The sequence below is a fragment of the Marinobacter sp. M5B genome (assembly GCF_042604615.1).
Taxonomy (GTDB): domain Bacteria; phylum Pseudomonadota; class Gammaproteobacteria; order Pseudomonadales; family Oleiphilaceae; genus Marinobacter; species Marinobacter salarius.
On sequence record NZ_CP156894.1, the window covers coordinates 4,291,231 to 4,317,105 of the forward strand.

General features: G+C 57.7%; 22 protein-coding genes. 10 read left to right on the forward strand and 12 right to left on the reverse strand.

Features of this window, described 5'->3' with window-relative positions; translation table 11 throughout:
* Nucleotides 1–32: 32 nt before the first annotated feature.
* Nucleotides 33–1,607, reverse strand: a complete 1,575-nt coding sequence (locus AAGD24_RS19515; protein ID WP_379866080.1) for a flavin-containing monooxygenase — start codon at nucleotides 1,605–1,607, stop codon at nucleotides 33–35.
* A 319-nt stretch (nucleotides 1,608–1,926) separates the two neighbouring features.
* Between AAGD24_RS19515 and AAGD24_RS19520 the strand changes: the two genes are divergently transcribed.
* From AAGD24_RS19520 to pntB, 3 genes are all read left to right on the forward strand, one after another.
* Nucleotides 1,927–2,559 (forward strand): TetR family transcriptional regulator, encoded by a 633-nt coding sequence (locus AAGD24_RS19520; protein WP_379866082.1) that lies wholly within the window; start codon nucleotides 1,927–1,929, stop codon nucleotides 2,557–2,559.
* A 144-nt stretch (nucleotides 2,560–2,703) separates the two neighbouring features.
* Nucleotides 2,704–4,281, forward strand: coding sequence for a Re/Si-specific NAD(P)(+) transhydrogenase subunit alpha (locus tag AAGD24_RS19525; protein WP_379866083.1), 1,578 nt, complete (start codon nucleotides 2,704–2,706; stop codon nucleotides 4,279–4,281).
* Nucleotides 4,282–4,293: 12 nt separating this feature from the next.
* A complete protein-coding gene (gene pntB, locus AAGD24_RS19530) occupies nucleotides 4,294–5,685 on the forward strand; it encodes a Re/Si-specific NAD(P)(+) transhydrogenase subunit beta (protein ID WP_075194641.1) in 1,392 nt (463 codons plus the stop codon).
* Here the strand turns inward: pntB and AAGD24_RS19535 are convergent.
* The 5 genes from AAGD24_RS19535 to AAGD24_RS19555 all read right to left on the reverse strand — a co-directional run bounded on the left by AAGD24_RS19535 (nucleotide 5,674) and on the right by AAGD24_RS19555 (nucleotide 9,660).
* Nucleotides 5,674–6,825: a patatin-like phospholipase family protein gene (locus AAGD24_RS19535; RefSeq protein ID WP_036211581.1), complete on the reverse strand. Its 1,152-nt coding sequence runs from the start codon at nucleotides 6,823–6,825 to the stop codon at nucleotides 5,674–5,676. The two genes, pntB and AAGD24_RS19535, sit on opposite strands and share 12 nt — an antisense overlap.
* 31 nt (nucleotides 6,826–6,856) lie before the next feature.
* Complete coding sequence (locus AAGD24_RS19540; RefSeq protein WP_075194640.1) at nucleotides 6,857–7,399, reverse strand: hypothetical protein; 543 nt, start codon at nucleotides 7,397–7,399, stop codon at nucleotides 6,857–6,859.
* Between the two features lie 88 nt (nucleotides 7,400–7,487).
* Nucleotides 7,488–8,081, reverse strand: a complete 594-nt coding sequence (locus AAGD24_RS19545; RefSeq protein ID WP_075194639.1) for an exopolysaccharide biosynthesis protein — start codon at nucleotides 8,079–8,081, stop codon at nucleotides 7,488–7,490.
* Between the two features lie 25 nt (nucleotides 8,082–8,106).
* A complete protein-coding gene (bamE, locus tag AAGD24_RS19550; RefSeq protein WP_041332932.1) occupies nucleotides 8,107–8,418 on the reverse strand; it encodes an outer membrane protein assembly factor BamE in 312 nt (103 codons plus the stop codon).
* 129 nt (nucleotides 8,419–8,547) lie between these two features.
* Nucleotides 8,548–9,660 (reverse strand): NADH:flavin oxidoreductase, encoded by a 1,113-nt coding sequence (locus AAGD24_RS19555; protein ID WP_041332930.1) that lies wholly within the window; start codon nucleotides 9,658–9,660, stop codon nucleotides 8,548–8,550.
* Nucleotides 9,661–9,750: 90 nt separating this feature from the next.
* Here AAGD24_RS19555 and AAGD24_RS19560 point away from each other — a divergent pair, with 90 nt between their 5' ends.
* Complete coding sequence (locus AAGD24_RS19560) at nucleotides 9,751–10,239, forward strand: helix-turn-helix domain-containing protein (protein ID WP_127401962.1); 489 nt, start codon at nucleotides 9,751–9,753, stop codon at nucleotides 10,237–10,239.
* Between the two features lie 53 nt (nucleotides 10,240–10,292).
* Here AAGD24_RS19560 and AAGD24_RS19565 read toward each other — a convergent pair whose 3' ends face one another.
* The 4 genes from AAGD24_RS19565 to AAGD24_RS19580 form a co-directional block, all read right to left on the reverse strand.
* Complete coding sequence (locus AAGD24_RS19565) at nucleotides 10,293–11,618, reverse strand: DEAD/DEAH box helicase (RefSeq protein WP_036211594.1); 1,326 nt, start codon at nucleotides 11,616–11,618, stop codon at nucleotides 10,293–10,295.
* Between the two features lie 323 nt (nucleotides 11,619–11,941).
* On the reverse strand, nucleotides 11,942–13,303 hold the full coding sequence (locus AAGD24_RS19570) for a DUF1329 domain-containing protein (protein ID WP_127401963.1): 1,362 nt from the start codon (nucleotides 13,301–13,303) through the stop codon (nucleotides 11,942–11,944).
* A 29-nt stretch (nucleotides 13,304–13,332) separates the two neighbouring features.
* Nucleotides 13,333–15,222, reverse strand: coding sequence for a DUF1302 domain-containing protein (locus AAGD24_RS19575; protein ID WP_379866087.1), 1,890 nt, complete (start codon nucleotides 15,220–15,222; stop codon nucleotides 13,333–13,335).
* A gap of 130 nt (nucleotides 15,223–15,352) precedes the next feature.
* Nucleotides 15,353–18,319 (reverse strand): hypothetical protein, encoded by a 2,967-nt coding sequence (locus AAGD24_RS19580; RefSeq protein ID WP_379866089.1) that lies wholly within the window; start codon nucleotides 18,317–18,319, stop codon nucleotides 15,353–15,355.
* A gap of 283 nt (nucleotides 18,320–18,602) precedes the next feature.
* On the opposite strand from AAGD24_RS19580, the gene AAGD24_RS19585 reads away from it, so the two are divergent.
* The 4 genes from AAGD24_RS19585 to AAGD24_RS19600 all read left to right on the forward strand — a co-directional run bounded on the left by AAGD24_RS19585 (nucleotide 18,603) and on the right by AAGD24_RS19600 (nucleotide 21,761).
* Nucleotides 18,603–19,181 (forward strand): RNA polymerase sigma factor, encoded by a 579-nt coding sequence (locus AAGD24_RS19585; protein ID WP_075194718.1) that lies wholly within the window; start codon nucleotides 18,603–18,605, stop codon nucleotides 19,179–19,181.
* A gap of 13 nt (nucleotides 19,182–19,194) precedes the next feature.
* Nucleotides 19,195–19,881 (forward strand): anti-sigma factor, encoded by a 687-nt coding sequence (locus tag AAGD24_RS19590; protein ID WP_127401966.1) that lies wholly within the window; start codon nucleotides 19,195–19,197, stop codon nucleotides 19,879–19,881.
* The gene (locus tag AAGD24_RS19595) at nucleotides 19,878–20,342 is read left to right on the forward strand and encodes a hypothetical protein (RefSeq protein ID WP_127401967.1); all 465 of its coding nucleotides are present in this window, start codon (nucleotides 19,878–19,880) and stop codon (nucleotides 20,340–20,342) included. The genes AAGD24_RS19590 and AAGD24_RS19595 overlap by 4 nt, the downstream gene beginning before the upstream one ends.
* A gap of 102 nt (nucleotides 20,343–20,444) precedes the next feature.
* Complete coding sequence (locus AAGD24_RS19600; protein WP_379866092.1) at nucleotides 20,445–21,761, forward strand: tetratricopeptide repeat protein; 1,317 nt, start codon at nucleotides 20,445–20,447, stop codon at nucleotides 21,759–21,761.
* A gap of 43 nt (nucleotides 21,762–21,804) precedes the next feature.
* Here AAGD24_RS19600 and AAGD24_RS19605 read toward each other — a convergent pair whose 3' ends face one another.
* Nucleotides 21,805–22,269: a DUF302 domain-containing protein gene (locus AAGD24_RS19605; RefSeq protein WP_041332914.1), complete on the reverse strand. Its 465-nt coding sequence runs from the start codon at nucleotides 22,267–22,269 to the stop codon at nucleotides 21,805–21,807.
* A 146-nt stretch (nucleotides 22,270–22,415) separates the two neighbouring features.
* Here AAGD24_RS19605 and mltF point away from each other — a divergent pair, with 146 nt between their 5' ends.
* Together mltF and AAGD24_RS19615 are read left to right on the forward strand one after the other, a co-directional pair.
* Nucleotides 22,416–23,792, forward strand: a complete 1,377-nt coding sequence (gene mltF / locus AAGD24_RS19610; RefSeq protein ID WP_379866093.1) for a membrane-bound lytic murein transglycosylase MltF — start codon at nucleotides 22,416–22,418, stop codon at nucleotides 23,790–23,792.
* Between the two features lie 24 nt (nucleotides 23,793–23,816).
* Nucleotides 23,817–24,884 carry a transporter substrate-binding domain-containing protein gene (locus AAGD24_RS19615; protein ID WP_379866095.1) on the forward strand — a complete coding sequence of 356 codons (1,068 nt, stop codon included), beginning with the start codon at nucleotides 23,817–23,819 and terminating at the stop codon, nucleotides 24,882–24,884.
* 21 nt (nucleotides 24,885–24,905) lie between these two features.
* Here the strand turns inward: AAGD24_RS19615 and AAGD24_RS19620 are convergent, their stop codons facing one another.
* The gene (locus AAGD24_RS19620; protein ID WP_036211605.1) at nucleotides 24,906–25,826 is read right to left on the reverse strand and encodes a lysophospholipid acyltransferase family protein; all 921 of its coding nucleotides are present in this window, start codon (nucleotides 25,824–25,826) and stop codon (nucleotides 24,906–24,908) included.
* Nucleotides 25,827–25,875 lie beyond the last annotated feature (49 nt).

The following is a 25,875-nucleotide window of genomic DNA, read 5'->3' on the forward strand; positions in this document are numbered from 1 at the left end:
TTACCAAACCATGGCCCCATTGGGGCCAGCGATCAAGTCACAACAGCCTCGCCCGCTTCAACAGCCTCTGGCTCACACACATACTGCCCCGCGTCAAACCGCTTCGTCTGCTGGCGGAATTGCCAGGTGAAGCCCGGCCACAGCGTGGTGTTCTTGCCGTTCTCGTTTACATACCAGCTCTTGCAGCCGGTCTGCCACACGGAGTCGCCGAGCTTGGCGTGAATAGAGGCGTTGTATTGGCTTTGGGCGTCTTCCTTCACTTCCACGCTCTTCCAGCCGTGCTTGTCCATTTTCTTCAGGGCATCCAGCACATACTGGATCTGGCTTTCGATCATATAGACCATGGAGCTGTGGCCGAGGCCGGTATTGGGGCCCATGAGCATGAAGAAGTTGGGGAAGCCGGCAATGGCGCTACCCTTGTAGGCTTCGGCACCGCCTTTCCATGCATCCAGCAGGTCCTGGCCGCCACGGCCATGTACCATGCCTGTGGGTATCGGGTCCTGGGCCTTGAAGCCGGTGCCATAAATGATGCAGTCCACTTCCCTCTCATGGCCGTTGTTATCCACGATCATATTGCCACGCACTTCGCGGATGCCGTCGGTCAGCACCTCGACGTTATCCTGGGCCAGGGCCGGGTAATAGTTGTTTGAGATGAGCACCCGCTTGCAGCCGAAGTGGAAATCCGGGGTGACTTTCCTGCGCAATTCCTTGTCCTTGATCTGGTTGCGGATATGGCGGCGTGCCTGTAGTTCGCCGATTTTGAGGATTCGTGGGTTGCCTACAAACCCCAGCACCCGTGCTTCCAGCATCCAGTAGATGCTCTGGCGAAAGGCATTCAGGGTCTGCGGGAACTTGCGGAACATCATCCGTTCCAGCGGGCGGATCTCCCGGTCCGGCTTGGGCACGATCCACGGTGGAGTTCGCTGGTAGAGGTCGAGGTGAGCTGCGTCTTTGGCCACTTCCGGTACGAACTGAATGGCTGAGGCGCCGGTGCCAATCACCGCTACGCGCTTGCCCTTGAAGTCGTAGTCATGGTCCCAGTCCTGGGAGTGGAAGCTTTTGCCGGTGAAGGTGTCGATGCCTTTGATGTTGGGGTATGCCGGGGTGCTAAGGCCGCCCATGCCGGAAACCACAACATCCGCCTTGAAGGTGCTGAATTTGGGCAGGCCCTTGTCTTTGCGGTTGAGTTTGTCGCCGGGGTTCAGGCCCTTGTCCTGCATGTAGGCCCAGAGCTTGGGGCTGTCGCAGGTTTCGACGGTCCAGCTTTGGGTTTTCTCGTCAAAGCGGGCACCCGCCACGTGGGTGTTCAGGCGCACGTGTTTCATGAGGTCGTATTTTTCGGCGCAGCTTCGCAGGTAGGCCTGGATTTCTTTCTGCTGGGCGAACATGCGGGTCCAATTGGGGTTTTGTTCGAACGAGAAGGAGTAGAGGGCGGATTGGACGTCGCAGGCACAGCCGGGGTAGTGGTTTTCGTGCCAGGTGCCGCCGACGTCGTCGCTTTGTTCGAGGATGACGAAGTTGTCGTATCCGGCTTCTTTGAGTTTGATGCCCATGCCCAGGCCGGAGAATCCGGTACCGATGATGGCGATTTTTACTGTCTGACTCATGTTTTCCACCTCGTTGTTCGCTGGCCTTTTGGCCTTGCCTGTTGTTGTCTGTTTCGCCATGATGATTGGCGGTAGACACATGTATACCCAACGAAGTAGACAGCTGTATACTTTTGATCTACAGAATTTGACCGTTTGGCCTCGTTTGATAAGCAACTGTCCCTCATACCAAACTTTGGAGAAGGACAAGTTGGGGGAGGGGATTCCCGAAACACGCCTCAAGACATCCATGTGCGGCTTGAGCTCCGCCATCCATGGCTCCGCACAGTTTCGGGAATCCCCTCCCCCAACTCGTCCGCATACTTTAGGTGCATGCTCAATGAACATGATTACCGGTGGAAAACTGAAGCTGATTCAGGCGGCGCTCAGGTTGATTACCCAGAGCCGCAGCCTGACATCTCTCGGTCTCCGGGAACTGGCCCGTGAGGCCGGACTGAATCCCAATACTTTTTATCGGCACTTCAAGAATCTGGACGAGTTCGGTCTGCAGGTACTTGGGTACATTGCCGAAGACATGAAAGCCGGCGTGCGGGAGTTGCGGCGGATGGCGGAGTCGTCGGAGCAGGCGTCCCACGATACGGTGACGTTTGTTTACCACTACTTCCTGGCCAACCCGGCAGCGACGACCGTGGCGGTGCGGGAGCTTCACGGGCCGTCGGCTTTGTTGCGCAGGGCGCTTGAGGCGCAGTTGGATGCCAGCGCGCGCGAGATGGCGGAGGATATTATCGAGCGGCGGCTGGTCAGTGCTGTGCCGACGGAGACGATTCATGAGATCTCCCGCATGACCATTCGCTATATCCTTTTCAGGGCATTGGATTACATCGAGAAACCGGCGCAGCGGGTAATGATCCAGCATGAAACCGAGCGTTTTATCAACCGGCAGTTTCGGGGGGCAATGCTGGATGGGCTGGCCGAAAGTGAGGTACAGGCACTGTTAGAGAAGGACCTCTAACGGGCTTATTATTTTTTTCGTTTTACCTTTCCGTTTTTTCGCTTTGTTCGTTTTTAGGAAAACCTTTGTAAATCTGTTAGCGTCTACCTATAAGTAAAAACCGAGATTTTCAGTGAATCGGTCATTCCGGAGGACGTACTTACAATGAAGATCGGTATCCCCAGGGAGATTTTCGAGGATGAACGACGGGTAGCGGCAACGCCGCCCTCGGTGCATAAGCTGATAGGCCTTGGCTATGAGGTGATGGTCGAAGCCGGTGCGGGTGAGGCCGCGAATTACACGGACGACGCCTACGAAAAAGTGGGCGCTACCATTGCGGCGGACACCAAATCGCTTTGGCAGGACGCGGATTTTATCCTCAAGGTCCGCGCGCCGATGAAAAACCCTTCGCTCAAGAAACACGAAGTGGATCTGATGAAGGAAGGGGCGTTCCTGGTCAGCTACCTGTGGCCAGCGCAGAATCCCGAGCTGCTGGAGAAGTTGGCGGCCAAAAAGATTACTTCCTTCGCCATCGATAGCCTGCCCCGTATCAGTCGTGCCCAGAAGATGGACGCCTTGAGCGCCATGGCCAATATTGCCGGCTACCGCGCGGTGATTGAGGCGGCCAATAACTTCGGGCGGTTCTTTACCGGCCAGGTGACGGCGGCTGGCAAGGTACCACCGGCGAAAATCATGGTAATCGGGGCCGGCGTCGCAGGCCTTGCCGCGATCGGCGCCGCGAACAGCATGGGCGCCATTGTGCGGGCGTTTGATACCCGTCTGGAAGTAAAAGAACAGGTTGAAAGCATGGGCGCCGAGTTCCTGGTGCTGGATTTCGACGACGAGGACGGCAGCGGTGGCGGCGGCTACGCCAAGCAGATGAGCGACGAGTTCATCAAGGCGGAGATGGCGCTGTTCGCGGAACAGGCCGAAGAGGTGGATATCATCATCACCACTGCCCTGATTCCCGGCAAGCCTGCGCCCAAGCTGATCACCGCCGATATGGTGAAATCCATGAAACCCGGCAGTGTGATTGTCGATCTGGCGTCGGAACGCGGGGGCAACTGCGAGCTGACGGAGCCCGGCAAGGTCGCTCACCATCATGGCGTAACGCTGATTGGCTACACCGATCTGCCCAGCCGTATGGCCAAGGTGGCCAGCGATCTCTATGCCACTAACCTGGCACACCTGATCACTGAACTGACACCAGAGAAAGACGGCCAGCCCCAGGTCAACATGGAAGACGATGTGATCCGTGGCCTGACGGTGGTGCGGGAGAACGACGTTACCTGGCCACCACCTCAACCGGAAGCGCCGGTCAGCCCCAAGCCGGCGCCCGGCACTGAAGAACCCACGGCTGCCGACAAGGAGGCCGCGAGGCAAGACGCCAAACGCCGCAGCCAGTTTGGCAAGGGCGCGCTGCTGCTGGTCACGGCCCTGGCGCTCTACGGGGTTGGTGCCCATGCGCCGGAAAGCTTCCTGCAGCACTTCACGGTGTTTGTCCTGTCCTGCTTTATCGGCTGGCAGGTTATCTGGAACGTGACACCGTCCCTGCATACGCCTCTGATGAGCGTGACCAACGCCATCAGTGGCATCATTGTGATCGGTGCCATTCTCCACCTGGCCCAGGCGGAGAATCTGGCCGTTGGCATCATGGCCTTTTTCGCGGTGCTGATTGCCAGCATCAACGTGGGGGGCGGCTTCCGGGTCACCCATCGCATGCTCAAAATGTTTCGCAAGTAGGAGGCGCCCGATATGAGCACAGGATTGGTGAGCGTGGCCTACGTGGTCGCAAGTATCTGTTTTATCCTCAGCCTGGGTGGCCTTAGCCATCAGGAATCCGCCCGGCGCGGGAACCTTTATGGTGTCGCCGGCATCATCATCGCTGTTGGCGCCACCCTGGCCAGCGTGGACGGTGGTGTTATCGCGATCGTGATTGCGGTGCTGCTGGGCGCCGGTATTGGTATCCCCATCGCCAACAAGGTGGAAATGACCCAGATGCCGCAACTGGTTGCCTTGCTGCACAGTTTTGTGGGCCTGGCGGCGGTATTGGTCGGTTTCTCAGGCTATATCGAGCCCCTGGTAGCCACCACGGGTGCCGAACACACCATCAAGCTGGTGGAAGTGTTTGTCGGTATCTTTATCGGCGCCGTGACCTTCACCGGGTCGCTGGTGGCCTGCGGCAAACTGGATGGCCGCATCGACAGCAAAGCCCTGACCCTGCCGGGCCGACACCTGATGAACCTGGTGGCCATCATTGCCTGCGTATTGCTGGGTGCCTGGTTCCTCGGTACCGACAGCATGGCGCTGGGGCTGATTTCCCTTGTCATCATGACGGTCATCGCCTCGGTGCTCGGCATTCACCTGATCATGGCCATCGGTGGTGCCGACATGCCGGTGGTGGTGTCCATGCTCAACAGCTACTCCGGTTGGGCGGCGGCCTCTATCGGGTTCATGCTGGGTAATGACCTGCTGATTGTGGTGGGTGCCCTGGTAGGCAGCAGCGGTGCCATCCTCAGCTACATCATGTGCAAGGCTATGAACCGGTCGTTTATCAGCGTCATCCTGGGCGGCTTCGGCCAGACCAGCAGCAGCTCAAGCGCGGCCGATACTGACCAGTCTGTCTATGAGTCCTCCGCGGATGATGTGTGCGAGGAACTGCGCAATGCCGATTCAGTGATTATCGTGCCGGGTTACGGAATGGCTGTGGCGCAGGCCCAGAACGGCGTCAGCGAAATGACGAAAATCCTGCGGGACCGTGGCGTCAACGTGCGTTTCGGCATTCACCCTGTGGCGGGTCGCCTGCCCGGACACATGAACGTGTTGCTCGCCGAGGCCCATGTGCCCTATGACATCGTGCTGGAAATGGACGAAATCAACGACGATTTCCCAAGCACCGATGTGGTGCTGGTTATCGGTGCCAACGACACCGTAAACCCGGCCGCCGCAGAAGACCCGGGCAGCCCGATTGCCGGTATGCCGGTGCTTGAGGTGTGGAAAGCGCGCCAGGTGGTTGTCCTCAAGCGGGGCATGGCCACGGGTTATTCAGGCGTGGAAAACCCGCTGTTCTTCAAAGACAACACCCGCATGCTGTTTGGCGATGCCAAGGAAAGCATCGACAAGCTGGTTGGTGGGTTAAGGGGCTGATTCTTCAGCCCCGGATTCCTTCTCAAAAAACCGCTCAATCTGCCGGGACTGGCTCTGGCCGTCCCGGTAGCCCAGCTCAATCAAATCGCGACAGAAGCGTTTGTCGAACAGCAGGAAGCTGGCGAGATTGGCGCTGGAAAAAGGCGCGTTGTCCGAAGCACCGGTCAACCGTCGCAACACCAGCGGCATGGCGTCAATGTATTTCATGGCGATTTCGTTGATGGGCTCGGAAGGGGAAATTTCCAGAATATCCACCGGGTTCAGGTCCAGCCCGGACTCCTTCAGTTTCTTCTCTGGGATCAGTTCCAGCAACTGGTTGATCAGCCGTGAGCGATCGATGTCGTAATCCAGCGTATCCAGGAACATGCCGTTGAACACGTGGGCCAGTACCTGGGTCAGCGTTGGCATACCGGGCTTTTCCGGGCGCCTGGACGGGCACATCGCGTTGGCACTAACCCCGATCACCAGCACCTTGCGCGCACCCAGTCGCAATGCCGGACTGATGTGGGCCATCTGGCGGGTCACGCCATCACCAAAGTACTCGCGGTTGATCTTCACCGGCGCAAACAGAGTGGGAATAGCCGCAGACGCCATGATGTGGTCCACTGCCAGCTCTGTGCGGGTGCCGCCACGCTGTCCGACCGACCAGCCTTGCAGCCCTTCAGCCCCTTCAAAGAAACACACATTCTGGCCAGTCGCGTAACCGCAGGCATTCAGGCCCACAGCGTCGATGTGGCCCTCCTGAATGGTTTGCCGAATGCTCTGCAGGTCGATCTCCCGCTCCAGCAATTCCCGCAGTGGCGAATTATCCAGAAAGGAAACCGGCCCGCTTTCAATGGGGCGACTGATCATCTTGCGGGCGATGGCGCTGAAGCTGCGCATCAGGCTAAAGGTATCCGCCCGGAATACCCGGTCCATAGTCAGTTCCGACCAGACTTTATCGAGATGATCAATACTGTGGCGAAACAGCCCCCGGTTACCGGCAAGGGCCATGGCATTGATCGCCCCGGCCGAGGTACCGATAATGACATTGAACGGGTGGTTCCAGTCCGGATACATGTCAGCGATAGCGCGAAGCACGCCGACCTGATACGCCGCCCGCGCGCCACCGCCGGTGAGAATGACACCGTTCTTTGTCATGAAGCCATTCCGTTTTGAACAGTGCCTCGCATCAGGCCTGTTTGATCTTATGCCGACGCCGGCCGGCAAACGGATTGTTAATGCTGGAATCCTTGCCCTGCAACTTGGCCTCGGGGTGGTTCTTCGCCATCAGTTCCTTGACCTTGGGAATGTGGTCCTTCGGGGCATCCACCATGATCAAGTACTTCCCTGCCTCAATATCATGATGGAACGGCTCGATACGGTAGTTTTCACTCTGGATACCACCAAAGCCACCAATCCAGGCGCCCGCTACCACCACAAAGATAAACAGGGCTATCCAGGCCGCCGCCGGCATGTTCAGAACTTCCAGCAAGGCCAACGGTACAAGGAAGGCCAGCGCCAGCACAAAGCCGGCTATGGCGCCGCGCTCCACGTACCTGGGCAGATCCGTTCGGTCCAGGATGGACGCGGTGTGTAACTGGTGAGTGTAGAGGCCGGCCTCGTCCTTGCTGACAATGTGGAAGCGCCAGTCAGTGACGTCGTGCTCGTGAAGGTCGTCGGAGATTTCTTTTGCACTGTCAATCGAAGATACCAGATAGAATAAACGTATCATGGTGTTTCTCCTCTTTCGCCTGTGAATGAGGCGTTCTTCTACTGACAATTTAGTTCATAACCCCCGACTTTACGTAATCTGGCCTTATTCAGCTGCCGATGGTTCGCACCAACATCACCGGCCCCGCCAGCGAAACACCCCAGGCAAGCACGGCAAGGAGACCATCTTTCGAAATCATCGCAAGGCCGAATGTCATCAGCGCCACGCCAGCAATACTGGCACTGAATGGCACGAGCTCCGTCGCCGGCATCACGATCGCAATCACCATGCACGCAAGCGCCATGGCGTAGAGGCCAGGACCCTTGACGAGGAAAGTGAATCTTGGGCGTATCAGGCGGTCGATCCGCCGTGCGGCCGGGCGCAGTAAATGGAGCCCCTGTACAAGCTTCTGGCGGGGAACCTGACGCCGGAGCAACAAGCTGGGCAGCCAGAACTGGGTCCGACCCAACAGAACCTGCCCCAACGTCAGCAGTGTGAGCAGGCCCAACAGGGTCGGCATTCCCGGCACGCCACTGAGGGGCGTCACCAGAATAAGGCCAACCAGAAGCACCAGCGGCCCAAAGGTCCGGCGCCCGACTGCATCCATCATTTCACCGATGGAAACGTGAGAACGACCAGCGGCCCCTGCTTCTATACGGTCCAGTAACTGTTCGATATCCGCCGGATCACCCTGGTCATCCATTCACCAGCCTCCGGAAATCTGATCGTTACTTGGTGGTGTTGTAGACGTAGGAAGACACTGTGCCATCTTCGTTGAATCGCACCACCAGGTCCGTTGTCTCGGCGTCACCGAAAGCAGACCAGCGATACTTGCCGTAGGTCCAGGTGCGCTTGCCGTCCTCGATACCGGTGCGCCAGGGCTCACCAAACATCTCCTGGATATCGGCGCGGGTGGTATCGCCGATCTCGATCTGGTCAACGTTATGGGTGGCAAAGTCCTGGCCGACCGTGGCGCAGCCGGCCATAACCAGAGTCAACGCAAGCAGGACAATGGCTGAAAGAGAAGTTACAGACTTCATGGTGTATCCCTTTAGTTGAAAACAAGAGCATTAATCATACGGGTTTCGGCAACAGGTTAAATTACAGCCCGGACAGACACAAAAAAGCCCCGGTGTCTCGCCGGGGCCTGTTGTCAACGCCTTGTCTGATCAGTAGAGCTTTGCCAGCGACTTTTTCGCGAACGGCTCGACCTCGCCAATACGGCCGTCCTTCACTTTCACCAGCCACTCGGGGTCCTGCAGCAATGCGCGGCCAACGGCGATCAATTCGAACTCGCTGTTGTTCATGCGCTCAACCAGTTCGTCGATGCCGGACTGCTCCACCGCTTCCTTCTTACTGGCGAAAGTACCGCTGATGAAGTCCTCCGTCAGGCCCACACTGCCAACGGACATGGTCGGCTTGCCAGACAGTTTCTGGGTCCAGCCTGCCAGGTTCAGGTCAGAGCCTTCGAATTCGGGCTCCCAGAAGCGGCGCGTGGAGGCGTGGAAGATATCCACACCGGCATCCACCAACGGTTTCAGAAACTGCTCCAGTTCCTCGGGTGTGTTCACCAGCTTCGCTTCGTAATCCTGCTGTTTCCATTGGGAGAAACGCAGCATGATGGGGAAGTCCGGGCCTACCCGATGGCGGACCGCTTCAACGATCTCAACCACGAAGCGCAGACGGTTCTCCATGCTGCCGCCGTATTCATCATCACGCTGGTTGGTGCCTTCCCACAGGAACTGATCCAGCAAATAACCGTGGGCGCCGTGAATCTCCACACCGTCAAAGCCCAACGCCTTCGCATCCTGAGCACCGTCCGCAAACGCCGTGATGACGTCGTCAATGTCGTCCTTGCTCATCGCCTTGCCGTTGGGTTTGCCCGGTGAAAACAGGCCGGAAGGGCTGTAACCGGGTACGGATGGGTCCGGCTCGGTGCCTTCCTTGCGTACGGCACCCACGTGCCACAACTGCGGGAAAATGGCCCCGCCAGCCTCGTGGACCGCATCAACCACATCTTTCCAGCCGGCGAGGGCTGTGTCGCCATGAAAGAACGGCACATTCGGATAACCGTTGGCGCCAGGATGATTCACTGTAGTGCCTTCGGTAATCAGCAAACCAACACCGCCTTCAGCGCGGCGGCGGTAATAGTCCACCACATCCTGGCTCGGGGCGTTGCCCGGCGAGAAATTGCGGGTCATCGGAGCCATCGCCACGCGATTGCGCAGGGTCAGGTTGTGGAGTTCAAAGGGTTCAAACAAAGGGCCAAGATTCATGCTCATGGTAGATCGCAACCTTACTAATCTGGTTTCTTTAAGCAACCATATTGAATCTGGTTTTAAAATGCAACCCTATTAGGTACACTCCGAAACATGGCCAGAAAACGTTTTGATGACTCCAATTGCTCCGTCGCCCGCGCCCTTGACGAGGTGGGTGACTGGTGGTCCCTGCTGGTAGTGCTGCACGCAATGTATGGCACCCGCCGCTTTGTGGACTTCCAGCAAGAGCTGGGTATTGCCCGCAACATTCTCTGCGACCGGTTAGCGAGGCTGGTGGACAACGAGGTATTGAAGAAGGTGGATGTGGGCGAACACGGCTCACGATTCGAGTACCGACTGACCGAAAAAGGCCGGGACCTGTTTCCGATTGTGATCGCCCTTCGCCAGTGGGGCGACAAATGGAATCCGGCGCCAGATCAAACACCGCTGGACCTGAGGGACCGCGAAACCGGGCGTGCCATTTTACCGGTTGAAGTTCAGGATGCCGACGGCAAGCCGCTGACCGTACGTGATGTGTTTGTGCCGGAAGGCGCCGACACCGGCCTCGAGGAAAAGACACCGGACGGCAAAAAGTCAGCCTGAGCCAATACCCAAAACGGGGCCCTGGGGCCCCGTTTTCTGTGGAGTAGGCAGGACTACGCGTTTTCGCGCTGGGGTGAGCGCCTTGCCTGACCACCGTTGCCATTCTGGCTACGGCCGCCACTGCGACCACCCGGCTTGCCGCCAAAACTACGGCCATTTCCGCCGGGCTTACCATTGCCACCACCGTTACCGCCGCGACCACGGGCCCGGCTGGGGTCTGCCTTGGCTTTTGGCTTCAATGGCAGGTTGTTCTGGGGCTCGAAGCCCTCAACAGATTTGCGCGGCAACTGCTTCTTGATCAGCCTCTCAATCCCGGCAAGCATCTTGCCCTCATCGGCGCTGACCAGCGACAGTGCATGGCCGCTTTCACCGGCACGACCAGTACGGCCAATGCGGTGAACGTAGTCTTCCGGCACGTTCGGCAATTCGAAGTTCACCACCTGGGGCAGCTGTTTGATGTCCAGGCCACGGGCTGCGATGTCGGTTGCGACCAGTACACGCACTTCACCCTGTTTGAAATCAGCCAGGGCGCGGGTACGAGCACCCTGTGACTTGTTGCCATGGATCGCAGCAGCGGTAATACCGTCACGCTCCAGCTTCTGGGTCAGGCGGTTGGCACCGTGTTTGGTACGGGTGAACACCAGCACCTGCTCCCAGCCATTGTCTCGCACGAGCTTGCTCAGCAAGGCGGTTTTCTGGCTCTGATCAACCGGATAGACCGACTGCTTGATGCTTTCCGCAGCGGTGTTTCGGGCTGCCACTTCCACCTGCACCGGGTTATCCAGAAGGCCTTCGGCCAGGGTGCGGATTTCATTGGAGAAGGTGGCGGAGAACAACAGGTTCTGGCGCTTGGCGGGCAACAGCGCAAGAATCTTGCGGATGTCACGGATAAAGCCCATGTCCAGCATGCGGTCGGCTTCGTCCAGCACCAGGATTTCCACTTCGTTGAAGCGAACTGCATTCTGCTGATACAGGTCCATCAGACGGCCGGGTGTGGCCACCAGCACGTCCAGGCCCTTACGCAGCTTCATCATCTGCGGATTGATTTTTACGCCACCAAACACCACGGCGGACTTGGTCGGCATGTATCGGCTGTAAAGGGCCACACTGTCATGTACCTGGGCCGCCAGCTCGCGGGTAGGCGCCAGGATCAGTACACGCGGGCCTTTGCCAGTGCGGGGGTTTTCCGCCAGGCGCTGCAGCAATGGCAGGGTGAACCCTGCGGTTTTACCGGTACCCGTCTGGGCAGCCGCCATCACATCCCTGCCGGATAAAACGGCGGGGATGGCCTTGGCCTGGATGGGTGATGGGGTTTCGTAACCCTGGTCGGCAGTGGCACGGACCAGTTGCTCGGACAAACCGAGTGAAGAAAAACTCATAGTGGATCAACTCTTGATTAGTCTGCCTCCACGAACACCGATCTCGGCGAATGCGGGCAGATGCCATGAAGATTCATGGAATAAAAGACGACTACGGCCACACACCGTTAACGGGGTGACGTCCTCTGACAGGTCGTATGGATGGTTCGCACGGGCTTGAAGCCTTGAATTGCGGAAATCCCTAGAGGCAGGATGCTGGGCACACTAACAGAGTGATTCGGGAATAGCTATAAGGAACTTTACCGGGCAGGGATCTTTGATGTGGTCCCCCGTCGGGGATAACCCTGCCAGGCCAGGCAGGGTTATCGGTCCGCCATTAACGATTAACGCACGCCGTCCCGGCGTAACGCAGCCGGCGTGTATTCACGGGAGCGACGCTCGGTACCATACTGGTAAGGCTCGTCTTCCTCGTTGGTCAGCCCCATCACCAGATAGCGCCCTGACAACAGGTCATACAGGGTTTCAAAGGCATAGGCCGGAATGTTGGCATCGTATATCTGCATCGCGTGCGCTTCGGCAACACGCCACAGGTTGCCACGGCCGTCGTAGTGATCCACCGCTGCAATCTGCCAGGTATCCTCATCAATGTAGAAGTCCCGTTTGCCGTAGACATGCCGCTCACCATCCTTGAGTGTCGCTGTTACATGCCATACCCGGTGCAGCTCATAACGCGTGAGGCCCTGGTCGACATGGCCGGGCTTTATGATGTCGTCATAGCTCAGGCTCTCGTCGGTCAGGCGATAGGAATTGTACGGAATGTACAGCTCTTTCTTGCCCTTGAGTTCCCAGTTGTAACGGTCTGGCGCGCCATTGTAGAGGTCCAGGTTGTCAGACGTGCGCTGACCATCTGCGGCGGTACCCGGCCCATCGTAGGCCACATTGGGAGCACGGCGAACACGACGCTGCCCGGAGTTGTACAACCATGCGCGGCGGGGCTCCTTAACCTGGTTGATGGTCTCATGCACCAGCAGTACGTTACCGGCGAGGCGAGACGGAGCGGTGATGGCCTGCTTGAAATAGAACATCACGTTGGGATCTTCGCTTGGATCGAAATCCTCCAGCGCCACCCGCTCGGTAAACGATTCGGTGAACCTGACCGGGCTGAAATCGCCGTTTGGCTGTGGTGTTACCTGTGCCACATTGCGGGTAAAGGAACCGCCGCGGTAGCGGGTGATATGGTTGAAAATCACCTCAAGGCCATTTTGGGGGATCGGAAACGGGGTCGCTGTTTTGTAGTTCTTGAGACCGTTCCCGCTTTCCACCAACTCCACTTCGGTGGCATTGGCTTTGGTTTTCTCCAGCACGTCGGCAGGATAGGTCGCCGTTCTCCGGGTCTGGTAGACCGGCATAAAATAGTCGTCGTACGTCCTGATCATCGCAATCTGGCCGGGCGTCAGGTTGTCCGCGTACTGGTCAACGTTGCTCTGGTCAATACGAAACAGCTCTTTGTCATTGGGAAACGGATCCACGTATCGGCCGTCGCCCTGGTAGGCACCCGGTGCCTGAAGCAGCCCCCCGTCCCAGGCAGGAATTTCATCGCCATTACCGGACTTCTCGGCGCCCATCGGCGTGAGCGTATCTCCCAGTTTGGCGGCCTCCTGGGCCGACACTGCTGCGCCGGCTGATGCGGAATACAGCATCGAGCACGCTAATGCACTGTAAAGCAGGTTTTTTCGGTTAATCATGGATTACTCCTCGGTTTTCAGACAATGGTTCAAAATGAATAGGACACTGAGGCCGACACGAAATCCCGGTCATTGATGACGTTGTAATCACCCCCGAAATAGTTGGTGTAGCTCAGATTGGCTTTGTAGGCGTTTTGATAGGTGGCTTCGACGGCCAGGCCCAGTGACTTGTTGCCTTCCTGGAAGTTGCCACCAGGATCTGGTGCGTAGCCCTTCACGTCGTGAGAGAAAAAGAGCCGGGGGCGCAAGTTGACGCCAGCGACGGCATCCGGATAGTCCCAGACAAACAGCGTGCGATAGCCCCAGGAGAAGGACGTGGTAAACCCACCACCTCCACAGTTGCTGGGGTTGATGTTCAAACGCGGGTCACTGTCTGTGCCCTGGCTGCAGTAGTCACCGGTAAAGTTGTCACCCTCCAGCGGCACCGGCCCCACACCGTAGATGCCCGATCGCCCGTAGCGGGCTTCCGAGGTGCTGGGCAGATCGTGGATATAGGTGGCACCAACCTCACCAACAATGATGAAACGGGCGGCGCCCATTACCCGGTCAATGAAGTGAATGAATGTGGCCTGGGCCTGGGAAACGTTGTAACGGTCGTAGCCATCAACAGCCTTACCGGCATAGTTGAAATTGGGATCCTTCTCACGCTGGCGTTGCTCCAGCTTGCTCACTACCTGTCCATCCGGACCACGCTGTTGCAAGCCTCCGTAGATCAGCTCAAACGTGTTCCACTGGATGGGAAGGTTTGGCCGGAAGCTGTATTCCGCCCCCAGCGAAGTGCCCGTTGGCAGGGTGGTGTTGATACTGATGCCATAGAGATCAATGTCTTCCGGATACTCGATGAAATAGCTGGGAAACCTGGAGTTGGGCAGGTTGGGGTCGCTTTTCTGGTTTGCCGATGGGTCCGAGGGGTTGTTGACCACACCACTGATGTACGGAAGACGGCTGTGATAACGGGTGTAGTAGAACCCCAGCTCGGCCCCCAGGTCGGTCAGATACCAACGCAACGCGGCACCGAACTGATCCTTGTCCCCGGGCTCGCGATCGCCCAGGCGCGGAGACACGAATCCCTCTTCCAGCGCCTGGGAGTCCGGCACCTGGCCCGCCAGTAATACCGGGCCACAGCCATCGGCCGCCACGTCGGCGGAGGAAAAATAGGTGCCACAATCGTCAATCCTGAAGCTTTCCCAGTCGGTCTGAACAAACGCCTCCATGGTGATTTCAGGCGTCAGGCCAACCGACGTATACAACATCTCCACTGGTAACAATACGTCTTTCAGCTCCGCGCCGGGAGCACGAAACGCGGGAACATCGATCGGATTAACCGCGTTGATACCGCCCAGGATGAACGTGCTTTCCCCCCAGTTCACCACCTGACGGCCGTAACGGATCGACACCGGCGTATCTCCGAAGTACCAGTCCGTAAACACGTAGGCGTCGAGAAGATCCACACCGGAGGCGTTATCTTTGGCCTCATCATTCAATTCACGTCGCTGGCCGACCGGGTCCTTGGCGCGACGGTTATCCTTCAGTTCGTGGTCGTAATAATAAGTGCCTCGCACCAGCGCCCCGACCCGTGTCAGCGTGTCACTGTCGGGGGTGTAGTCCAGGAACAGTTCACTACGGCCACGCAGGATCTGGGAATACGGCTCGTTCTTTTCAAAGTTCAGGTTGCCGTCGTCGAAGTTGTTGGACGAGGCGCCCGTGTTACTGAATGCGAATTCCGGGCCCAGGTTGCCCTGGGAGATCAGATCTTTGTCCTGATTTTCCAACCGATAGGCAATCCCTGCCGTCAGGGTCGTTGAGAGCGAGGCGTCGATCTCGTAGATGTCGAAATCGAATGCCATCGCCGGGGCTGTGGATACGATTGCGCCGATAGCCAGCGCCAGGCGTTTACGGTCTCGGTTTTTTGTTGTCATTGGTCTGTAGCTCCAGTTTTTCAGGCAAAGCTTCCCCATTGATGGAGAGAATCGCCATCGACATACACGTGTTTATCGGGAACGGGCGCTCCGGGATCTCCGAAGCGCTGGTTGTCTGGCCGTTGGGTTTCTAGATCAGGCCGCCACCAATCAGGCCACCATCACCCCCACCATCTCCGCCGCCGTCCGGCTCACTGCCTGGATCGGTGTTGCCCTCGGCGGAGCAGTCCGTACCTGAGGTATCGGCATCCTTTACGACACAGGGGTTGCTGACAGAAACGGTGCCATCACTGAACAGCTCCAGCATCTGCGCGATCATCTCGTCGAAAACCGCACGTGAAGAAAAGGCATCCGCCGCTTTCTGACCGGCAGACACGGGGTTGCCATGTGACCCTTCCAGATAGCGGGTTATAGCTGGGAGGCCACTTGCCAGCGGCGTTGACTCAGCGCCCATACCCGCAGCCAGGGGATCCGTACCCGCCAGAGGTGCGCGCTCACTACTGATCACAAATCCGGTTTCCGGAACCGTGGTTTCAAGGGGCCCCATGGCGTAAAGCTGATCATCCGCGGCATTGGGAATCGTGTCGTCAGTTGGGCGCTCAGGGTCATCATCAACACCAACGATTTCAGTCAGCAACGTGTTGGTGTTCTGATAAAAGCCGGCATAGGCGACAGGGTCTGCCGAATCCAGCTGCGACTGGAACACATTGAAGTAGATGTTGAGTTCCGTACGTCCCTGCGCCAGCACGCCGTCAGAGGCGGCGTCCAGCACGGGAAGAAGCTGTGGTGCCAGTGACTGCGAGTTTTCGAACAGACGTGTGAACTGACCGCCGGTGTTCAGCAGATTCGAGGCCAGAACCGGGCTGAGATTGGAGTTGCCCGCAGCACTCGCTGCATTGTTAACCGGTGGGAAGGCCGCGCCACCCATACCACTGAGCGAATGGCTCATGAAATAGACCCGGCTCGGATCAATGCTCAGGCCCTGGGCACAATCGCCGGCGGCCTGACACGCGTTGATGGCGTCCTCGATCGCCTGCAACGAGGCGTTCACGTTAAGCAGGTCGAGGGTGCCCTGGCGCATGTTGTCACGGGTGTTGGCGTAGTTAGTGAAATTCAGGTACAGACTTCCCGATTCGGGCTCCTGCAGTTCACCCGCCGGTACCGGATTAAGATCCGCGTCAGCGGCGAAGCCAAAGTGACGCTCGACGGCGTCCGCCGAAGCACCATCCTGAGTGGTGATGGGATTAAGACCAACCACGCCCTCTCCGAAAATACCGTGCAGCGGCTGATCGATACCGATGGTGACGAAGCAGTCAAAGGTATTGCCAGGGTCTGCGCAGGACAACCCAGCGGCTGTCGCCAGAGGGAGGATCGCCGAACGGTCGGTGGTCACGGCATGCTGATAGATGATCACCGGAAAACCATTTGCCGGGGTCTGCGGGGCAATCAAGGCCTGGTTGGTGTCGGGCGCGGCAACCACAATGGGAACCGTTGTTTCACTGGACTTTTCAGCAAACGGGAAGCGGTAGGTCACGCGATCCGAGGGCGCCTGATCGAGTGACTCCTCGGCGCTGAAGTCCGCCGGGAGCCAACTGGCCGAGCGTACAGCTGAACCATCCGTCGCCTCCGGCACGCCCTGAAAATACGGCAGGGTAATCTCGCCCTCATAGACATGGATATTAAGAGGAGTGCCCTGAACTTCCTGAGCCAACGCCGGATTTATCTCACCACCGTCGCGCTGGTTGAACATTCTTACTGTTCGCGGCTTCGGGGCATCAATAAGGTTGTCAGCGGCGGTTGCAAGCGCCTGCGCTTCACCCTCGTTGTCGGCGACAGTATCGACGGCCATCGCTGTTGCGGCCTGCAAAGCATAGGCGACCCTGCGGTCCGCCTGATCATTGCTGACAAGGTCCTGATATTGAACGACCATGCCAGCGTCCCGGGCATCACTGAGCAGGCCGGCGAGCTCGGCGTCGTAGAGGCGGAAATCTGTGTCCGTCAGCGTTGCATGGATTTCATCGTTGATGTTCTGCTGTTCCGCCGTCGCGGCCCCCTCCAGCGGCTGTTGAGTCAGGTTGTAGAATCCGGAGATCAACTGCTGGAGCCCTTCCTGTCGGGCAGCAATACCCAGGCTGTTGCGGAAGAACGTCACCGGGGCTGTATTTGCCAGCAGCACGTCGTCTACCGCCGTTGTGGTGATCGTTGTGGAAAACACAACGTCATCGAACGTCTTTGGGAATCCAGCGATGGAAAACGCCTGCTTGAACTCAAAATAGTCGGAAGCGAGTCGGCGGGCAGGTAACAACGCCTCGCGGAATGGCTCGAACGCAACATTGGAAAGCACCGCTTCCGGGTCCGCCACCGACTGGTAGGTCGGAGCGCCAACGAGCGGGTCGCCGTTGGTGTCTACAATGTCGTCGGTGATGGCCAGGGCGTACCGGGTTTTCTCAGCCAGTGGCTTGACCGGCAGAATCCGGATCATATTGTTCTGGCCACCATCGATATCCAGCAGCTCAACCCGAAGTCTGTCCTCAACCAAGGCATCGAAAATCGCATCCGCTTCGGCGGTATTACCGCTTTCCTCAAGTGCCAGTGCCCGCCGGTACTGAATCGCCGATGAAATTCCGGCGACCTCTCCGGAGGTTTGACGGAGGCTATCGCCACCGGCATATTCCAGGGGAATCAGGAACACATTCTGATCCGGATTGGGGACAACCTCGCCCTCCACGGAGATAAAGTCACGTGCATCAAGGGTCTGCTGGCTGTCCAGGCTGCCACTGATCTTGATATCAATGGGTGCCAGTACTGAATTTCCATCGAGAAATCCAATGCCCGTGGTCACTGGGTTGGCAGGATCGCTGCCGTTCAGCATGGTGCCGTCGTCAACCTCACTGAGATAGAAAAGGGAATCGCTTGGAATCGGGAATTGGGTGGTCAACGGGTCAAATAATGGGTGAGTTCCCCGCTCCACGGCCGGATTGGTAATGTCGTAGTCTGGGTCCGCATTCTTTGTAGTCTGGCTGCTGCTTTCAAAACAACCCGTCAGGCTGACCGACAAAATGACCATCGACATCAGTCGCGTTTGGCGCATGAACATACTTGTTTACCTCTGTACGTTTTTTTGTAGTTCGAGACTCGTCCTGTGTCTTTCGGCCTAACACGGAAGTCTAATTGCGGTGGTTCCAAAAAAATTTTCCCGAATAGACGAGAAATCGCAAAAGGAAGGGCTAACTGGTTCTTGTAGCGAGAAATTTGTCTCGAACAAAAGGCAATAATGATGGTATGTTCAGAATCTGACATCCGAACACCTACAAGAATGGCCTGAGGACGGGGCACCCGCCAAACCGTGCCAACCACAGACCGAGGGAATCAGATTGGCTTTGCTCCCATTTCGTTCGTCGTCGTCAAAGCGATTTGACCGGCTGATTCTGCCTTACATGAAAGGCATGTATATTTTCGCCTACCGCCTGACTGGCCAGAAACAGGACGCAGAGGATCTGGTGCAGGATGTCGTGGTCAAGATGTACCCCCGGCTGGACGAACTGGAAAACGTGCAGCAACCCCAGCCATGGCTCAACCGTGTGTTGTACCGGCACTTTGTTGACCTCACCCGAAAACAATCCAGCCAAAGAGAAATCAGCGTCAGTACACTGGTCGCTGCGGAGAGCCAGACCGCCTTCATAGAATCCCTCGGCGAGGCAAGCCCGGATGCGTCCGCCGGTATCGACCAAACGCGCATTGGCGAAACCGTCAAGCGGTTACTGAATACCCTGCCACCAGACCAACGAACCCTGTTACTGCTTCACGACGCGGATGGCTGGCGCCAGGAGGACATTGCAACGGTTCTGGATGTGCCTGTCGGTACGATAAAATCACGCCTGCATCGCAGCAGAGCGTTTATGCGGGAACGGTTGAAAAAACAAATGGAACCTTTCGAAAAGCAACAACGTGAAGGGTGAAGAGGTGAATGCCATGACGTGTCGTCAGTTCCATCAGGAGGTCGACAGCCTGGTTCGCGGCGATCTTCCGCTGCATGAACAGGAAGCCCTCCAAGCTCACGCATCGACGTGTGCCAGTTGCTCAGAACTTTGGGAGGATGAACAACGCCTGCAAAAAGGCATCATGGCCCAGACCGTTCCAGAGCCCGACGACGATTTCGAATCCCGCGTTCGTGCAATGGCACTCGCTGGCGAGACACCTCGGAATTCCACGTTACGCAAAACGTCACTCTGGGCTTCATCAATTGCCGCCGTGCTGGCACTCGGTATCTTCATCGGTATGCAGGTCGGCCCGGCAGATACGGGATTGCCCGAAGACATCGCAGATGCAGATGCTACCGGGCAGACAGCAACAGAAACCGTTGCTGAACCCGAAAGTGGAGCGGAACTGAAAACCGTCAGGCTGGCGTTCAATTCCCGCAAGGCGATGGACAACGTCACCCTGACCCTGGAACTGCCGCCCAACGCAGAACTGGCACCCTTCCCGGGGCGCCAGACCATCAGCTGGACGGTGGATCTCAAGCAAGGCGATAACGTACTGGCGTTGCCCATCAACGTACTGTTCCCTGGTTCCGGCAAACTGGTTGCGCACCTGGACGATGGAACCCGGCGCAAAACGTTCAGCACCGCCATTCCAGGAAACACGGAGCCTTCATCATGAAAAGACATATCCATATGCGCTGGCTTGCTCCGGCCATGCTCGGCCTTCTGCTTGCTACACCGGCTCTGTCCTGGGCTCAGGACGATCTTGATGTGACCATGAGAATGGTCGCGGACGATCAGGAGCTGGACGATTCCTTTGTGCAACAACTTGAGCTTCCGGAGTCCGTGGACGCGCCCGCCGGCGCAAACGGGTTCGGTGATATGCAGACGGATTCCGGCGACTTCGCTTCCGATACCCGGGAAGACATGCTGGATATCGAGAGCACTCTCTCCGAACAGTCACGGGAGTCTCGTGACGCGCTCGGCATCGAACTGCCTGGCGAGATCATCCAAGACGAGCCAGAACTGGACCTGCCAGGCATCGAAGACCCTGGACTGGACCTGCCAGGCACCGGCGATACCGATCTGGACCTGTTAAACGACAGTGGCCTGAATCTGGAGGAAACCGGACAGCAGTAGATTAGATACAGACGTCACACCTGATCCCTTCAGGACTGGCGCTCGCCCGTCCAATGGCTGTTATACTCTGAGTCCGAGTTCAGACTATTCCGGAGAGAGTATTTGCGCCGTCTTCTGACCATCGCACTGGTGTTGTGTCTCGCGCTGTCAACCGCCCATGCTCAGGAGCATACGACCGAGGCTAAGACGCTCTTCCGTGCGGGTATCCAGGCGTTTAACGCCGGTGACCTGGATGAAGCTCGCCGCTTACTTGAGTCCGCCGTCTCGAAGGGGTTGAGCTCCCGCTCACTCAATTACAACCTGGGCGTTGTCTATTACAAACTCGGGCTTTACGAGGAGGCGGAGCAAACCTTCCGGACCCTTATCCCCACCCGTCAGAAAGCGCTTGCCTACTACAACATCGGGTTGACCGCCCTGGCCCGTGAAAATCAGGACGCCGCAACAAAAGCGTTCCAGAACGTGCTTGCGTCCGATCCTGACGACAACCTGATATCGCTCGCCACCCGTCAACTTGAACGCCTCGATCCAACGATGCATGCTGCCTCACCCAGAAAACGTTGGGCTGGCCTGGTTTCCATCGGGGGTGGCTATGAAGACAACGTTGCGCTGTTCCCGGATACCGCCCCCCGAAAGCTCGACAGCGGCTTTATGGAAACTCTGGCGGCTGCCTCCTATTACCTCTATGGCGACTCTTCGGCGGGACTGCGTTCGGACATCAAGTTCTATTCGCGTCAGTACCCTTCCGAGCACACGTTTGACCTGCAGGTGATTCAGGCGGGTGCAAAATGGGTTCAGAAAACCGCACCGGGAGTGATCAGCGTAGGCCTTGGCGGCGACTATATATGGCGGGATCGGCGATCAAGGGAACGTCGCGCTCGCCTGATGACCGGCATAACCACCCTCGACTGCCCAGGCCCCGGCGCGCGATGCCTGGTTAGAGCAGAGGCCACCCAGATTTTTCCGTTACCTGGATTCGATGCCTATCGGGGCCAGATGTACCGGCTTGATGCCCATTACCGTCTCCGGCCCGGGAACTGGACAGCGGAACTCAAATACCGGGCTGACTACAATGACCGGGACAATCTGGATACCGGAGAGGAGTTCTTCAGTGTGTCGCCCGAGCGACATGGCCTTGATGCAGGCATTGAGTACGACCTGACTGACCAACTGAGTGTTGAAGCCGGGGCGGGCTTTCGCTTCAGTTACTATCGTACGCCACACCAACTGATTGTTCCCGAGGGCCGACAAACGATACGTCGTGAAGACAAGCGTCATACACTGTCCGTTGGCACCACGTATCGTTTCTCTCGTCGAACATCTCTCAGTCTGGATCTGGACCGTATCGACAACAACAGCAATATCGATCGCTACAGCTACGATCGCCACACCGTCACCGCCAGCCTGGCCGTCGGATTCTGATACCAACCCACGTGCACACGTGACTGCCGGGCATCAGTAAACGTTATTCCGTTGCCGCTTCTGCGAAACCGGCCAGTGCTCCCTCTATCTTTTTGATGATCTGATCACAGCCTTCAATATCGTGACGCTGTTTCAGATACTCCGGGTCGTTATAGCCTAACCAGACCGTTCCCTCACTGTCTTCCCAGATCAGCGCTTTCTGCGGCAAATCAATCGCCACACTCTGGGCACATTGCATCAGGGGCGTCCCTACCTTCGGGTTGCCAAAAATCACCACCTCGGTTGGGCGTAGTTCCAGCCCCGCCTTGCTGGCACCCTCCGTGTGGTTAATGCGGTTCATCACCGTCATACCCTTGCTTTTAAGGGTCGAGACCAGCTTGTCCGCCGTCATCGCAACGCTGTAATTACTTTGCGTCGTTACCATTCCATCAGCCCCATCGGCACCGATCGCGGCCAGTGGCAGAATCAGCAAAGCTGCAAGGATCGGGATTCTGGTCCAGACTTTCATTACGCATCTCCTTGGAATTTCGAACCACTCCAGCATAGGCCAGTTAACTCCGGCCTGCACAGGCCGCTCAAAATCAAAGTGATACGTTTCCACACAGAGTACGTAGAAACCCTTATAATTTTATAAATCCAAAAAACGAGGTCTTTATGACTCATGCGCTGAAGGGAGCCCTGCTTCCGCTCATTGCCATCATGGCTGGTTGTAGCCAGGGCGAATCTGAAACCGCATCCACCCATAAACCGGCCGAACAACTCGCGCCGCCGCAAGAGACCGGCGTACTGGAGGTGGCAACTCGCAACGGCGCCACCACCTACTATCTCGACCGCCACCAGAACCCCATTGGCCCAGAGTTCAGCCTGGTGTCACGCTTCGCCGAGAGCAAAGGCTGGACCGTCAACTGGACCATGCACGATTCAACCGCCGAGGTCTTGCAGGCGCTGGAGGCTGGCAACACACACTTGGCTGCCGCCGGGCTGACCCACCTGCCATCACGGACAGAACGGTTCACACGCGGGCCCGCACACACCGAAATCACCGAGCAACTGGTGTGTCATCGCGACATGCGACCCATGCCCAGAAAACCGGAAAGCATGCCTGAGGTCAGCATTGCGGTCACCGCCGATTCCAGCTACGTGGAAACGCTGAACAAGCTCGCCGGCGTACACAAAGGTATCACGTTCACCGAAGATGACGGCAGAACGACCGAAGTTCTGCTTTCTGAAGTCGCTGAGCAGGACATCGACTGCACCGTCGCTGACTCCAACATCGTTCAGGTCATGCGCCGCCACTTCCCCCACCTGGAAGTGGCCATGAACCTCACCCAGGGCAATAACCTGGGCTGGTACCTGCCAGCCGGTTCCGACGATCTGGCGGGATCCACCCGGGAATGGATGAACAGCACCGACGGTGACGAAGCCATCGGCTATATCGAGAGCCGCTATTACGCGTACATCGGCGAATTCGATTTCGTCGACCTGCGCGCCCTCAACCGCCGGATAGATGAGCGGCTTCCCGACTTTATTGACCGCTTCGCCGAAGCAGAAACCACAACCGGCATGCCGGCTGACTTGCTGGCGGCGCTGTCCTATCAGGAGTCCCACTGGGACCCGGCCGCAGTGTCACCCACCGGCGTTCGCGGCATCATGATGCTGACCCGGAACACCGCCGAATCCCTTGGCGTAATGGACCGTCTGGACCCCGTGGCGGCCATTGATGGCGGTGCCCGCTACCTGGCGGATCGCCATCGCCGGTTACCCGAAACCATTCCTGAGCCAGACCGCACCTTCCTTGCCCTGGCCAGTTACAACATTGGCCGTGGTCACCTGTTGGATGCCCGCCAGCTTGCGCGCGAGCTGGGCAAAAACCCTGACTCCTGGGACGATATGAAAGAAGTCCTGCCGCTGAAAGCCGACAAGCGCTACTACCCGAGTACCCGCTACGGCTACGCCCGTGGCTACGAACCGGTACACTATGTACAGCGCATCCGGAACTACCGTGATGTGATCAGCTCAGCGTTTGACTAACTTCCTGACAACACGGACTTACCCATGAAACGATGGATCTCACGGCTTGCCCTGCCCCTCCTGCTGCTGTTTACCAGTCAGGCGGCGGGGCAACCGGAGCCGATCAAAGTCGGCATCACCACTGTCCCGCCCTTTGTCATGGAAACCGACAGCGGCGAATGGGAAGGCATCAGTATCGATCTGTGGCGCCAGGTTGCCGATGGCCTGAACCGGGAATACACATTCGTTCCTCTCTCCTTCAGTGATCTACTGACGCAGGTCGAAAGCGGACAAGTCGACGTGGCGGTGGGAGCTCTCACCATGACCGCCGAACGGGAAGCGGCATTCGACTTCACCCACCCCTTCTACCAGACAGGCCTGTCCATCGCCGTACCTCCGGCGCCGGAGCAGGGGCTCCTCGCCAGCCTTCGCGCGCTGATCAGTTGGCAATTTATGAGCGTGGTTATCGCCCTGGGTGGCTTGCTTCTGGCTGTGGGATTTGTGCTGTGGCTGTTTGAGCGTCGGCGCAATCCGGAGCAGTTTGGTGGCACCGCGGTACAGGGAATAGGAGCGAGCTTCTGGTGGGCGGCTGTGACAATGACCACTGTTGGTTATGGTGACAAGGCTCCGGTGTCGCTGGCGGGCCGAATGGTTGCGTTAGTGTGGATGTTTGCCGGGTTGATCATGGTGGCGAGTTTTACCGCAGCGATTACCTCATCGCTCACCGTCAGCAACCTGCAATATCAGATTCAGGGCCCCGACGACCTCAACCGCGCCAACGTAGCCACCATCGCTAACACCGCCAGCGAGCAGTATCTGCAAGATCAGCGCATTCGGCACCAACTCTATCCAGACCTGACCAGCGCCATGCTCTCAGTCGCCAATGGTGAAACCGATGCCGTGGTCTACGACAGGGCCCTGCTGCAATACCGCAACCTGCAACTGGGGGACAAGAGGTTGACCCTGCTGCCCGGTATTTTCCAGCAGCAACTCTATGGGTTGGCCCTGCCGTCCGAAAGTCCATTGCGTGGGCCGGTGTCCGAGCAGATTCTTGAGGTCACGGCATCATCAGGCTGGAAGGACATTGTCCGGCGCTACCTGGGCCGCGAGTAATCCTGAAAACAGCCCGAGGCATCAATAGACCTTGGCACACCCCTCGGGCCGGGTTTTGAAGCGCTTGTGCAGCCATAGGTACTGGTCTGGCTGTTCACGAACGGTGTCTTCGATGTAGCGACTCCAGGTTTCCGTATCACTCTGTTTGCAGACACCAAATCCCTCCTGGATTGGCGAGAATATCACCCGGTAACGACCATCAGGCATCCGCAGATGGCTCACACAGATGACTGAGGCACCGGACACTCGAGCAATGTAGCTGGGTGAGGTAATACACCCGGCCTCGGTGCCAAAAAACGGCACAAACAGCTCGGTTTTCTTGCCAAAGTCCTGATCGCAGGCAAACCAGACTTCCCCGCCTTTTTTGAGGAACGACACCAACGGCCTCAACTCACGCTTGGTGAACGGGCGGATACCGAAGTGACGCCGGCGACCGTTTTCAATCATCCGGTCAATCACCGGATTATTGTTGGGGCGGTACATATACCCCGGTTTCTTCAGGTGACAGGCAATCAGAGGAAGCGCAAAGTCGAAAATACTGTAGTGCCCGCCGATTAACAGCACACCTTTACCTCTGGCCTGGGCTTCTCGCAGGTGCTCCAGCCCCTGAACCTCAGCGCCCTCGCAAAAGCCCGACATATCCCGCCACCAGGCGTGAATACTTTCCAGGAAACCACGGGTACAGGCCACAAAGTTATCCCGCACCAATCGCTCACGAGCGGCGTCATCAAGCTCCGGAAAACAGGTCGCAATATTGGTATTGGCCACCTTGGCCCGTGACGTCAGCTTGCCTTCCAGAAAACAGCCCAGCCGCCGGCCAAAACGCTGTTTGGCCGACATTGGCAGCAGGGCAAGCAGATAAAGCGTGAAGACCAGAAGCCACGAAGGCCAGAGAACCGGATGCCACAACGGCATATTCTTCTTATTCTTACGGCCGGACATACATCATTGCCTGTTCAAAAACGGGCAATGAGACTGCCATATTTTGCGG